The following is an 11,738-nucleotide window of genomic DNA, read 5'->3' on the forward strand; positions in this document are numbered from 1 at the left end:
AACCCCATGCAAGTGAAGGACCGTACCTTTCTGATCACCGGCGCCGCCTCCGGACTGGGAGCGGCCACCGCCGAACGCCTGGTGGCCGGCGGCGGCCGGGTGGTGCTCTGCGACCTGAGCGAGGCCGTCGAGGCCCACGCCGAAACGCTCGGCGAGGCCGCCCGCGCGGTACGCGGCGACGTGACCTCTGCGGCCGACATGCAGGCAGCGGTGGACGCCGCCGTCGCCCTGGGGGGTGATGCGGGCCTGGCAGGTGTGGTGCACTGCGCCGGCGTGGTCAGCGTGGCCAAGCTGGTCGACCGCGAAGGCAACCCGGCCGACCTCGACGCCTACGCACGCACGGTGCAGATCAACCTGGTTGGCACCTTCAACGTCATGCGTCTGGCCGCCGCCGCCATGGCGAAAAATGCACCGAGCGACGATGGCGAGCGCGGGGTCATCGTCAACACGGCCTCCATCGCCGCCTTCGACGGCCAGGTTGGGCAGTGCGCCTACAGCGCCTCCAAGGCCGGGGTGGTGGGCATGAGCCTGCCGGCGGCACGCGAGCTGTCGCGCCATGGCATCCGCGTGATGGCCATTGCCCCCGGGGTATTCCAGACGCCGATGATGAGCGAGATTCCCGACGAGGCCGCCAAGGCGCTGGCCGCCTCGGTACCATTCCCCAAACGCCTGGGCCATCCCGACGAGTTCGCTCGCCTGGCCGAGCAGATCATCACCAATGCCATGCTCAACGGCGAAGTGATCCGCCTCGACGGCGGCATCCGCATGCAGTGAGCGTTGGTAGCGCTACCTTGGCAGGCTACTTGTCGGCGCGTTAGCGTAGGATGCACGACAAGCCGTAACAGGAACGCCTGCCATGCCCAGCCAGGAGATCGGCACTGACCTCGAACTCGAGAGTCAGCTCTGTTTCACGCTGTACTCCACTTCACTGTTGATGACCAAGTTCTACAAGCCCCTGCTCAAGGGGCTTGGCCTCACCTATCCGCAATATCTCGTTCTCCTCACCCTGTGGCAGCAGGATGGCCAGAGCGCCGGGGCCATCAGTCGGCGCCTGATGACCGACACCGGTTCGTTGACCCCCGTGTTCAAGCGGCTGGAAGCCGAGGGGCTGCTGCGGCGGGTGCGTAACCGGCGCGACGAACGAGTCGTCGAACTGTTTCTCACTGAGCGGGGCAGGGCGTTGCAGGTGCAGGCACAGGAGATCCCCGGCTGTGTGGTCATGGCCAGCGGTCAGCCGCAGGAGGAGCTGGAGGAGCTGAAGGCACGGCTCGAGGCGCTGCGAGACAGGCTTTACGACGCCATGCCATGAGCCGGACCTGAATGCCGGCCAAGGTGGCGCGGCACCCTCTTCCCTGGGGAATTCTCGCTTCTTGTATGGTGCGCAATATATTGGTGCCAATTATTTTTGTGCAACTATTGATGGCGTAATCGTGAAAGCCCTGGGCTCGGCGCCTACCGCCGTGTCAGGCGCCTGGTGCGAGCCGCTGGGAGTTCCGTAGCCTCTCATCCCGCGTCTTGTCTGAGCGTGTACTGAGGGTGGGGCAGGCAGGTGGAAGAAAAGATTAAAACGAGCGCTTGACTCGGCGCTTTGTGCGAGCTAGTTTCAAACACATGTTTGAAAGCGGCTGACGCTGCTTTCCCACGCCCGGCTTCAGGCGACCCGTTTCGGCGACCTTTTGTGGAGAGTAGAGATGCCCGATTATCAGGCCCCCCTGCGCGATCTTCGTTTCGTGATGGACGAAATGCTGGACTATCCCGCTCACTATGCCCGCTTGCCGGGTGGTGAAGACGCGACGCCTGACGTGGTGGCCGCCATTCTCGAAGAGGGCGCCCGCTTCACCCGCGAGGTGCTGCTGCCGCTGAACCAGAGCGGCGACCAGGAGGGCTGTCTGCTCGAGGGCGGCGAAGTCAAGGCGCCCAAGGGCTTCAAGGAGGCCTACCAGCAGTATGTCGAAGGCGGCTGGCCGAGCCTGGCGGCGGAGCCTGCCCATGGCGGCCAGGGCTTGCCGCACTCGCTGGCCATGGTGCTTTCCGAGATGATCTGCGCCACCAACCTGGCGTGGGGCATGTACCCCGGCCTGTCGCATGGTGCTGCCGACGCGCTGCGCCATCATGGCACCGAGGAGCAGCAGGCCACCTACCTCACCAAGCTGGTCGAGGGCGTGTGGACCGGCACCATGTGTCTGACCGAGCCGCACTGCGGTACCGACCTGGGCCTGATCAAGACCCGCGCCGTGCCCACTGCCGATGGCGCCTACGAGATCACCGGCACCAAGATCTTCATCTCTGCCGGCGAGCATGATCTGGCCGAGAACATCGTGCATCTGGTGCTGGCCAAGCTGCCCGATGCCCCGGAAGGCTCCAAGGGCATCTCCCTGTTCGTGGTCCCCAAGTTCCTGCCGGATGCCGAGGGCAACCCCGGCGAGCGCAACGGCGTGGCCTGCGGCTCGCTGGAGCACAAGATGGGCATCCACGGCAACGCCACCTGCGTGATGAACTTCGACGCCGCCCGCGGCTTCCTCGTCGGTCCGCCCAACAAAGGACTGGCCTGCATGTTCACCATGATGAACGCCGCGCGCCTGGGTGTGGGCATCCAGGGCCTGGGTCTGACCGAGGCGAGCTTCCAGAACGCGCTGGCCTATGCCCGCGACCGTCTGCAGATGCGCGCGCTCTCCGGTCCGCAGGCGCCCGAGAAGCCCGCCGACCCGATCATCGTGCATCCCGACGTGCGTCGCATGCTGCTGACCCAGAAGGCCTTCGCCGAAGGCGGTCGGATGCTGGTGCTCTACACCGCACAGATGCTGGATGTCGTCGAGCACGGCCAGGACGCCGCCGAGCGCGAGCGCGCCGAGACCCTGCTCAGCCTGCTGACGCCGATCGTCAAGGCGTTCCTCACCGAGGTGGGCTTCGAAGCCACCAACGAGGGCGTACAGGTCTTCGGCGGTCACGGTTTCATCCAGGAGTGGGGCATGGAGCAGCTGGTGCGCGACTCCCGCATCACGCGCCTCTATGAAGGCACCACCGGCATCCAGGCCCTCGACCTGCTGGGTCGCAAGGTGTTGATGAGCCAGGGCGAGAGCCTCAAGGTCTTCACCAAGGAGATTCACAAGTTCTGCAAAGGCGAAGAGGGCAACGCCGACATGGCCGAGTTCGTCGCGCCGCTGGCCAAGCTCAACGCCGAGTGGGGCGAGCTGACCATGGGCATCGGCATGAAAGCGATGAACGACCGTGAGGAAGTCGGTGCGGCCAGCGTCGACTACCTGATGTATTCCGGCTACGTGACCCTTGCCTACCTCTTCGCCCGTGCCGCCAAGCAGGCTCAGCAAGCCATGGCGGGTGGCAGCGACGAAGCGGCCTTCTACCAGGCCAAGGTCAAGACCGCGCGCTTCTACTTCCAGCGTCTGTTGCCGCGCACCCGCGCCCACGCCCAGTGCATTCAGGCCGGCGCCGAGCCGCTGATGGCACTGTCGGCGGAGGAGTTCGGTCTCGGCTTCGAGATCTGATCGTTACCAGGCATCTCTCTCGGTCAGTGCGACTGATCGGTGTTTCGCGGCGGGCCTTGCCCGCCGCTTTTTTATTTCCGGCCCGACAAGCTATCGATCGCACAGCGTGGACAGCGGTATCTCGCGAGCGACTTCGAGCCCCGAAGGAAGCTCGGCGGTGGGGTCATGAAGCCAGGCGGCGATATCCTGCTCGGTGCGCTCACGTTGGCTGTAGCGGGTGAGCATATGGTAGCCGCCGGGATAGAACGCCAGGCGTACCGCCTCATCCTGCGGCAAGCGCTCCAGCAGGGCGCAGTAGGCTTCAGTAGGAATAACCTGATCCTCGTCGCCGTAGAGGATCAGAGCCGGTGAGGGCAGCTTGCTCGACGCTTCGAGAGCCAGCCCCATGGTATTGGTCAGGCCTGCCAGGGTGTCGACTCGTGCGCTGCGCAGAATCAGGGGGTCGCCGGCGAGCTGGCGCTTGATCTCGTCGTCGTCGGTGGGCTCGATGCCCAGGCGCCGGGTGGTGCGGATCGAGAAAGTGGTTTGGGGCATCAGACGCACGCCGAGCCAGAGCCCGGCACGTTGATACCAGGGCATGGTCTCCGTGCCCCACACCGCGGGTGCGATCAGTATGCTGCCGTCTACCGGCGGCGGCGTGTCGGCGGTCATGGCAAGCAGTACGATCGCGGCTCCCATGCTCTTGCCGATCACATACAGCGGCTTGTCTTGATGGCGCTCACGCAGCAGCTTCGTCAGCATGACGACGTCGTCGCGCAGGCGCTCGTGACCGGCCCAGATACGGCGCTGCTCGGTAGTGCCGAAGCCACGCTGGTCGTGGGCATAGACCTCGATGCCGTGCGGGGCCAGGGCTTGGGCCATGACCTCGAAGCTACCGGCATGATCGTTGAAACCGTGTACCGCCAACACGATCACCTCGGCTTCGTCTTCGGCTGGCCAATGGCGCAGCGGCAGGCGGTAGCCGTCGTCGGCAATCACCTGGTAGGCGGCCAGTTGAGGCACGCTGGCGCCCGGCCCCGGCGTTTGCAGTGCCGGCCCGGCACAGCCGGTCAGATGGACGACCAGCAAGATGACCATGGCCAGCAGTCCTCTGCAGTTCCAGGCGTGCCAGCTCATGTCGGCTCAGGCTCGTGGGATTTCGGGATAGCTCAGGGCGGTACGCAGCCGCTCGGCGTGCTCTTTCACCCAGGTGGGATCGATCGGACCCCAGTCGACGATGGCGTAGCCCCCGCTATTGTGACGTTCGCCAGGTGCCGGTCGAAATTCGCAGCGGATGTCCAGTTCCTCCAGGGCCTTGAGTGTGTCCTGGGCGGTGCGGCGGGGCATGCCGGTGGCGTTGACGATGGCCGGGACGCTGCTGATGCCGCACTCGATCAGGTGGGCCAGGTACAGGCGGCGATAGAAGCTGGACTGGGTCTTGCTAAGGGTCATGGTTACCTGCGAATGAAGAGGTGGGTCTGGCAACATCTACTCGCCCATAGCATAGCGCCGGGACATGAGCTTCCACCAGCCGGCTACGGGATGTCATTCTCGGCTTCATCTCCTACATTGAAAGGCATGGAATGCTCTCGCCGCAGCTTTTTGGAGCGGCGCATCGACAGGGAGGATCAGCATGACAGTCAAACAGGTAAGCGAAGCGGAGCTGCTGTCCCAGGTGGGGCGCTGCATGTTCGGTGAGCGGGTGGTAGTCGAGCGCGAGGGGAAACGCTTCTCGGCTCGTATCCAGCATGTGGGTGCCACGGGGGTCAAGGTAGTGCCTGAAACCACGCTGATGGAGCATGACGGAGCACCCGGAGACATCAACGGGGTTACCGTCGCCTATGCCGACATCCAAGAGGTCGAGGTCGACGGCATTACCTACCGATTGTCATGAAGAAGCTGTTGTTAGGGCGACTCGTCACCGTGCTTGGCATGGGAGGCGAGTCGCTCGAGGGCTCGCTTGAGGCGCGGATCCTCGACGTCGGCGGCGCAGGCGGAGATCTCATCGGCAGCCGGGGCGGGCAGCTGCCTGACCTGCCGCGGCGGCACCTTGAGCGGCCGTACGGGACGTACCTTGAGGCTGAAGCCCGTGACGGCGGCAAATTCCGGCAAGCGGTGCAGCAGCTCGATCAGGCGCGGCTGCTCGTAGCGTAGCCAGGTCAGCCATACGGCGCGGTCGGTCAGCAGCGTCAGCTTGCCGTCGCGAAAGCCGCCGACGAAGACGTGCTCGCGCACCTCATCCGGCAGATGGTCGCGCAGGTGTTGCTGGGCCTTGCCGATCAGACGTGCCGTACGCATCAGCGGCGCCAGCTCGCCGTTGCCTCCGAGGAGGCGCGACATGGGCTGTGCTCGCGAGCGCTTAACCTTTATACTCATGTGCTTGTTTCTCATCTTCCCAACACGGCAAGCCTAGCACGCTCGGAGATCAGCGACAGCATGACCGCCGCCCCGCCACAGGATCGTAGTGTCGCCAGCCCTTCGGCTGCGACGACACGCTGTCGACAGCGTTCGCGCTGGTGGCTCGCCGGCCTGCTGGTCAGCTGTCTGCTGCCGGCCGGCTTGACCCAGGCGGAAACCCTGCGCCTGGCCGAGCGTGTCGTCCAGACCTGCATTCTCGCACCGACGCTTATGCGCGCCCGCTGCCGCTATGTGGCCCGTCGGCGTGCGCTGCCACACTGGCCGCGGCGTCGGCCGGTGGCGCAGGTCAGGAAGGCCGTCGGCCCACCGCGGGCGCTGCCGCAGCGCCGCTGGGCGGCCGACCATGACGTGCTCACGCGGCGTGGCCCACCTCTTGCGTATCGCCTTCACCAAGCCAACTCTTCCTGCCGCTGACCGCAGCCCCTCGATGGGTGCCCGGGTCATCGGCTGAATGCGACACGCAGATTGGACGTTCCATGATCAATACTCTTTTACGCAAGGTCGTCGGTTCCAAGAACGATCGTGAAGTCAAGCGCATGCAGCGCCAGGTCCAGCAGATCAACGCCCTGGAGCCGCAGTACGAATCCCTCGACGATGCCGCGCTCCAGGCGCGTACCGATGAGTTCCGTACACGCCTGGCCAACGGCGAGAGCCTCGACTCCCTGCTGCCCGAAGCCTTCGCCACCGTGCGCGAGGCCAGTAAGCGGGTGATGAGCATGCGTCACTTCGACGTGCAGATGGTCGGCGGCATGACCCTGCACCGCGGCCGCATCGCCGAGATGAAGACCGGCGAGGGCAAGACGCTGGTGGCCACCCTGGCGGTCTATCTCAACGCCCTGCCGGGCGAGGGCGTGCACGTGGTGACCGTCAACGACTACCTGGCGCGGCGCGACGCCGAGTGGATGCGCCCGCTTTACGAATTCCTGGGCCTCTCGGTGGGCATCATCTTCGCCGGGCAGACCTCCGAGGAGAAGCGCGCCGCCTACGCCTGCGACATCACCTACGGCACCAACAACGAGTACGGCTTCGATTATCTGCGCGACAATATGGCCTTCTCGCTGGAGGACAAGGTCCAGCGCGGGCTGAGCTTCGCCATCATCGACGAGGTCGACTCCATCCTCATCGACGAGGCGCGTACGCCGCTGATCATCTCCGGCGCCGTGGACGAGAACACCGAACTCTACAAGGTGGTCGACCGCCTGGCGGCCCAGTTGGAGAGAGGTGAGGTCTCGGAGGATGCCGATGCTCCCATCGAAGGCGACTTCGTGCTCGAGGAGAAGCAGAAGCAGGTCGAGATCACCGAGGCGGGTCACAACAAGGTGGAAGAGCTGATGCGCGCCGAGGGGCTGCTCGGCGCCGACGATTCGCTCTACGCCGCCCAGAACCTCAACCTGCTGCATCACATGCATTCGGCACTGCGTGCGCGGCACCTCTACCATCGTGACGTCGACTACATCGTCGCCAACAACCAGGTGGTGATCGTCGACGAGCACACCGGCCGCACCATGCCGGGGCGCCGCTGGTCCGAGGGCCTGCACCAGGCGGTGGAGGCCAAGGAGGGGGTGCCGGTACAGCGCGAGAGCCAGACCCTGGCCTCGACCACCTTCCAGAACTACTTCCGCCTCTACCACAAGCTGGCCGGCATGACCGGTACCGCCGATACCGAAGCCTTTGAATTTCGCCAGATCTACGGTCTGGACGTCATCGTCATCCCGACCAACCGGCCGCTGGTGCGTCGCGACCTCAACGATCTGGTCTACCTCACGGGAGAGGAGAAGTACGAGGCGATCATCAACGACGTCAAGGCCGAGACCGAGGCCGGACGCCCGGTGCTGGTGGGCACCGCCTCCATCGAGACCTCCGAGTACCTCGCCGGGCTGATGAAGCAGGCCGGACTCAACTTCAACGTGCTCAACGCCAAGCAGCACCAGAGCGAAGCCGAGATCATCGCCCAGGCCGGACGTCCGGGTGCCATCACCATTGCCACCAACATGGCCGGTCGCGGTACCGATATCGTACTGGGCGGTAACTGGGAGGCCGAGGCGGCCAAGCTCGAGAATCCCAGCGAGGATCAGATCGCACAACTGCGCGAGGAGTGGCGGGTGCGTCACCAGGCGGTGCTGGAGGCCGGCGGCCTGCACGTGATCGGCTCCGAGCGTCACGAGTCGCGGCGTATCGACAACCAGCTGCGTGGACGTGCCGGCCGTCAGGGCGACCCGGGTTCGACGCGTTTCTTCCTCTCCATGGAAGACAGCCTGATGCGTCTGTTCGGCTCCGACCGCGTACAGCGCATGATGAAGGCGCTGGGGCTGGAACGCGGCGAGGCCATCGAGCACAAGATGGTGACCAACGCCGTTGAGCGGGCCCAAAAGAAGGTCGAGAGCCGCAACTTCGACATCCGTAAGCAGCTGCTCGAGTACGACGACGTGGCCAACGATCAGCGCCGCGTGATCTACGAGCAGCGCAACGAGATTCTGGCCGCCGAGGACGTCTCCCAGAACGTGCTGGGCATCCGTGACGAGGTGCTGGATCTGGCCGTCAGCGAGTTCGTGCCACCCCAGAGCCTGCCAGAGCAGTGGGACCTGGCCGGCCTGCAGGAACATCTCAAGACCGAGTTCAATCTCGAGGCACCGGTGGTCGAGTGGTCCGCAGCGGATGAGCGCTTCCACGAGGAGCAACTGCGCGAGCGTCTGCACGAGATGCACCGCAAGGCCTATCAGGAGAAGGTAGACATCGCCGGCGAGGAGCTCATCCGTCGCTTCGAGAAGCAGATTATGCTGCAAGTGCTCGACACGCGCTGGAAGGAGCACCTGCAGTCGATGGATCATCTGCGTCGTGGTATCCATCTACGCGGCTATGCTCAGAAGAATCCCAAGCAGGAGTACAAGCGCGAGTCGTTCGAGCTGTTCCAGACCCTGCTGACCAATATCAAGGCCGATATCACGCGTATCACCAGCCACGTGCACGTGCGCCGACCCGAGGAGGTCGACGAACTCGAACGTCAGCGGCGCGAGGCGTTGGAGAGGGAGAAGGCTGCCGCTGCCAGCCGTCACGATGCCCCCGAACTCGACGGAGAGGAGCAGGCGGGCGCCGCGACCGCTCCGGCGGGCGATGGGCGCCCGGTACGCCGCGAGGGGCCCAAGGTGGGGCGTAACGACCCCTGTCCCTGTGGCTCGGGCAAGAAGTACAAGCAGTGCTGCGGCCAGCTGAGCTGATCCGGAACCTGCGAGCGCAGCGCATGCCGTAACTGCTCCAACTAACTGAGGAGTCACCATTTCATGGCAGTGGGTGAGACACGTTTTCCGGTCATGCCGGTCATTGAAGGGCTGCGTCTGGGCACCGCCATGGCTGGTATCAAGAAGCCTGGGCGGCGCGATCTGGTAGTGATCGAGATCCCCGAGGGCGCCAAGGTGGCGGGCAGTTTCACCCTCAATGCTTTCTGTGCCGCCCCGGTGACGGTGGCCAAGCAGCACCTGGCCGAGTGCCAGGCCCGCTGTGAGGGGGTTCGTCTGCTGGTGATCAATACCGGCAATGCCAATGCCGGTACCGGCGAAATCGGCCTCCGCGATGCCCGGGCGACCTGCGCCGAGCTCGCCCGGCTCGCCGGGGTGCCGGCCGAAAGCGTGCTGCCATTCTCCACCGGGGTGATCGGCGAGCCGCTGCCCATGGAGCGGTTGCTGTCTGGTTTGCCCCAGGCGCTGGAGTCGCTGAGTGCGGATGCCGGGGCCTGGCAGCAGGCCGGTGAAGGTATCCTGACCACCGATACGCGAGCCAAGGGCGCCAGCGTGACCCTGGAGATGGGCGAGCACACGGTCACCATCAATGGCATCAGCAAGGGCTCGGGCATGATCAAGCCCAACATGGCGACCATGCTGGCCTTCGTCGCGACCGATGCGAACATCGAGCAGGCGCTGCTCGATGTGCTGCTGCGCGAGACGGTGGACCGCTCGTTCAACTGCATCAGTGTGGATGGCGACACCTCCACCAATGACGCCTGCATGCTGATCGCCACTGGCCGCGGTGCCACGGTGGCCAGCGAGGACCAGGTGGCGATCTTCCGCAACGGCCTGCAGCGGGTCATGACCGAGCTGGCTCAGGCCATCGTCCGCGATGGCGAGGGCGCGACCAAGTTCGTCACCCTGCAGGTGCAGGAAGCGGCCACACGCCAAGAGGCGCTGGACGTGGCCTTCACCGTGGCGCACTCGCCGCTGGTGAAGACGGCGCTGTTCGCTTCGGACGCCAACTGGGGACGTATCCTGGCGGCAGTGGGGCGTGCGCCGCTGCACGATTTCGACGTCGGTCGGGTGACCATCGACCTCGGCGAAGTGCGTCTGGTGGAGCAGGGTGGTCGTGCCACCAGCTACACCGAGGAGGATGGCAGCCGGGTGATGGGCGAAGAGGAAATCGTGATTCGTATTGCATTGGGGCGGGGCGAGGAGGGGGCCACCGTGTGGACCACCGACCTGTCTCACGACTACGTCAGTATCAACGCCGACTATCGCAGCTAGACCAAGAAGTCGCGAGGCGAGAACGATACCCGCGCCGAGCGTTCGGTGCGGGACCAGCGGGTAGGAGTCAATGAACGTAATGGTGAAGAGACGGGTGCACGTGGCGGCTGCCGCCATCATCAGCAGCGATGGTGAGAAAGCACTCATCGCTCGTCGCCCCTCCAACGTCGATCACGGCGGGTTGTGGGAATTCCCCGGGGGCAAGCTGGCGCCTTACGAGACCGGCCTGGAGGGGCTCAAGCGCGAGCTCCACGAGGAGCTCGGGGTGGAGATCAAGCGTGCCCAGCCGCTGATCCGTATCCATCACGAGTATCCGGACAAGCACATTCTGCTCGATGTCTGGCAGGTGCACGAGTTCAGCGGTGAGCCGTTCGGCCGTGAAGGTCAGGCGATACGCTGGGTGCCGCTCGATGAGCTGGTCAACTATCCGTTCCCGGCGGCCAACCTGCCGATCCTGCAGGCGGTGATGCTGCCCACCGAGTACCTCATCACCGCCGAGGAGGCCGACGAGACGGCCTTCGATGCCTGCCTCGAGCGTGCCTTGGTGGAGGATGGCGTACGGCTGGTGCAACTGCGTGCCAAGACGCTGGACGAAGCGGCTTATCTGGCCCGCGCCGAGCGTGCCCTGGAGCTTTGTCGTCGCCACGGCGCCCGCCTGCTGCTCAATGCCGATCCAGCTCTGCTGGACAGGGTGGAAGCCGACGGCGTGCACCTCACCAGCGAGCGGCTGATGAGTCTCGAGCGTCGCCCCATCGCCGAGGACAAGTGGCTGGCGGCCTCCACCCACGACCGCAAGCAGCTTGGCCAGGCGGCTCGTATCGGCTGCGACTTCGTCACGCTTTCGCCGCTGCGTACCACGCCGTCGCACCCTGAGGTGGCGCCGATGGGCTGGCACGACTTCCAGCAGATGGTGGAGCGTGCCGCCATGCCGGTGTTCGCGCTGGGCGGGATGTCCCGCTTCGACGCCAACCACGCCCGCGCCGTGGGTGCCCAGGGCATCGCCTCGATCCGTGATTTCTGGAAAGCACCGGACGCCTGAGCCTGGCGCTAAACGAAAAACCCACCGCATGCTTTGGCAGCGGTGGGTTTTTCTTTACTAGTCCGACCAATTCCAGCCTGAGCTCTCCCGAGGCTCCGGGGATAGGCCGGAGAGGAGGTTTTTTGCCATGGGTGAGGAGCACTGCTCCGAACGGGCTGGCCATGGATGGCCAGCACCGGTCCTGCAAGTGGAGCAGGATGCGAGAGCGCAGCAGGGCAAAAATAGCGCCCAGGGATGGGTTTACAGCGCCTCATCGACGGTCCGGCGCTCCGGGGCCTGTCGCCGGAGCCG

The 11,738-nt window shown here is 65.1% G+C and carries 11 protein-coding genes; 8 read left to right on the forward strand and 3 right to left on the reverse strand.

Features of this window, described 5'->3' with window-relative positions; genetic code table 11:
• Positions 1 to 6 precede the first annotated feature (6 nt).
• From HOP53_RS01195 to HOP53_RS01205, 3 genes are all read left to right on the forward strand, one after another.
• Positions 7 to 774 (forward strand): SDR family NAD(P)-dependent oxidoreductase, encoded by a 768-nt coding sequence (locus tag HOP53_RS01195; protein ID WP_234268285.1) that lies wholly within the window; start codon positions 7 to 9, stop codon positions 772 to 774.
• Positions 775 to 856: 82 nt separating this feature from the next.
• Positions 857 to 1,309 carry a MarR family winged helix-turn-helix transcriptional regulator gene (locus HOP53_RS01200; protein ID WP_234268290.1) on the forward strand — a complete coding sequence of 151 codons (453 nt, stop codon included), beginning with the start codon at positions 857 to 859 and terminating at the stop codon, positions 1,307 to 1,309.
• Between the two features lie 382 nt (positions 1,310 to 1,691).
• Positions 1,692 to 3,503, forward strand: a complete 1,812-nt coding sequence (locus HOP53_RS01205; protein ID WP_234268292.1) for an acyl-CoA dehydrogenase C-terminal domain-containing protein — start codon at positions 1,692 to 1,694, stop codon at positions 3,501 to 3,503.
• Between the two features lie 90 nt (positions 3,504 to 3,593).
• Here the strand turns inward: HOP53_RS01205 and HOP53_RS01210 are convergent, their stop codons facing one another.
• Both HOP53_RS01210 and HOP53_RS01215 read right to left on the reverse strand, forming a co-directional pair.
• A complete protein-coding gene (locus tag HOP53_RS01210) occupies positions 3,594 to 4,619 on the reverse strand; it encodes an alpha/beta fold hydrolase (RefSeq protein ID WP_234268293.1) in 1,026 nt (341 codons plus the stop codon).
• A 6-nt stretch (positions 4,620 to 4,625) separates the two neighbouring features.
• Positions 4,626 to 4,934: a winged helix-turn-helix domain-containing protein gene (locus HOP53_RS01215; RefSeq protein ID WP_234268294.1), complete on the reverse strand. Its 309-nt coding sequence runs from the start codon at positions 4,932 to 4,934 to the stop codon at positions 4,626 to 4,628.
• Between the two features lie 181 nt (positions 4,935 to 5,115).
• Here HOP53_RS01215 and HOP53_RS01220 point away from each other — a divergent pair, with 181 nt between their 5' ends.
• On the forward strand, positions 5,116 to 5,376 hold the full coding sequence (locus HOP53_RS01220; RefSeq protein ID WP_234268295.1) for a hypothetical protein: 261 nt from the start codon (positions 5,116 to 5,118) through the stop codon (positions 5,374 to 5,376).
• Between the two features lie 11 nt (positions 5,377 to 5,387).
• On the opposite strand, the gene HOP53_RS01225 is transcribed toward HOP53_RS01220, so the two are convergent.
• Positions 5,388 to 5,822 carry a DUF721 domain-containing protein gene (locus HOP53_RS01225; protein WP_234268297.1) on the reverse strand — a complete coding sequence of 145 codons (435 nt, stop codon included), beginning with the start codon at positions 5,820 to 5,822 and terminating at the stop codon, positions 5,388 to 5,390.
• Between the two features lie 96 nt (positions 5,823 to 5,918).
• Between HOP53_RS01225 and HOP53_RS01230 the strand changes: the two genes are divergently transcribed.
• The 4 genes from HOP53_RS01230 to HOP53_RS01245 all read left to right on the forward strand — a co-directional run bounded on the left by HOP53_RS01230 (position 5,919) and on the right by HOP53_RS01245 (position 11,447).
• Positions 5,919 to 6,314: a hypothetical protein gene (locus tag HOP53_RS01230; protein ID WP_234268298.1), complete on the forward strand. Its 396-nt coding sequence runs from the start codon at positions 5,919 to 5,921 to the stop codon at positions 6,312 to 6,314.
• Positions 6,315 to 6,376: 62 nt separating this feature from the next.
• On the forward strand, positions 6,377 to 9,115 hold the full coding sequence (gene secA, locus HOP53_RS01235; RefSeq protein WP_234268300.1) for a preprotein translocase subunit SecA: 2,739 nt from the start codon (positions 6,377 to 6,379) through the stop codon (positions 9,113 to 9,115).
• A 63-nt stretch (positions 9,116 to 9,178) separates the two neighbouring features.
• Positions 9,179 to 10,408, forward strand: a complete 1,230-nt coding sequence (gene argJ, locus HOP53_RS01240; RefSeq protein WP_234268301.1) for a bifunctional glutamate N-acetyltransferase/amino-acid acetyltransferase ArgJ — start codon at positions 9,179 to 9,181, stop codon at positions 10,406 to 10,408.
• Positions 10,409 to 10,487: 79 nt separating this feature from the next.
• Positions 10,488 to 11,447 (forward strand): Nudix family hydrolase, encoded by a 960-nt coding sequence (locus HOP53_RS01245; protein ID WP_234268303.1) that lies wholly within the window; start codon positions 10,488 to 10,490, stop codon positions 11,445 to 11,447.
• Positions 11,448 to 11,738: the final 291 nt, after the last annotated feature.

The organism is Billgrantia ethanolica, assembly GCF_021404305.1.
GTDB lineage: Bacteria > Pseudomonadota > Gammaproteobacteria > Pseudomonadales > Halomonadaceae > Halomonas > Halomonas ethanolica.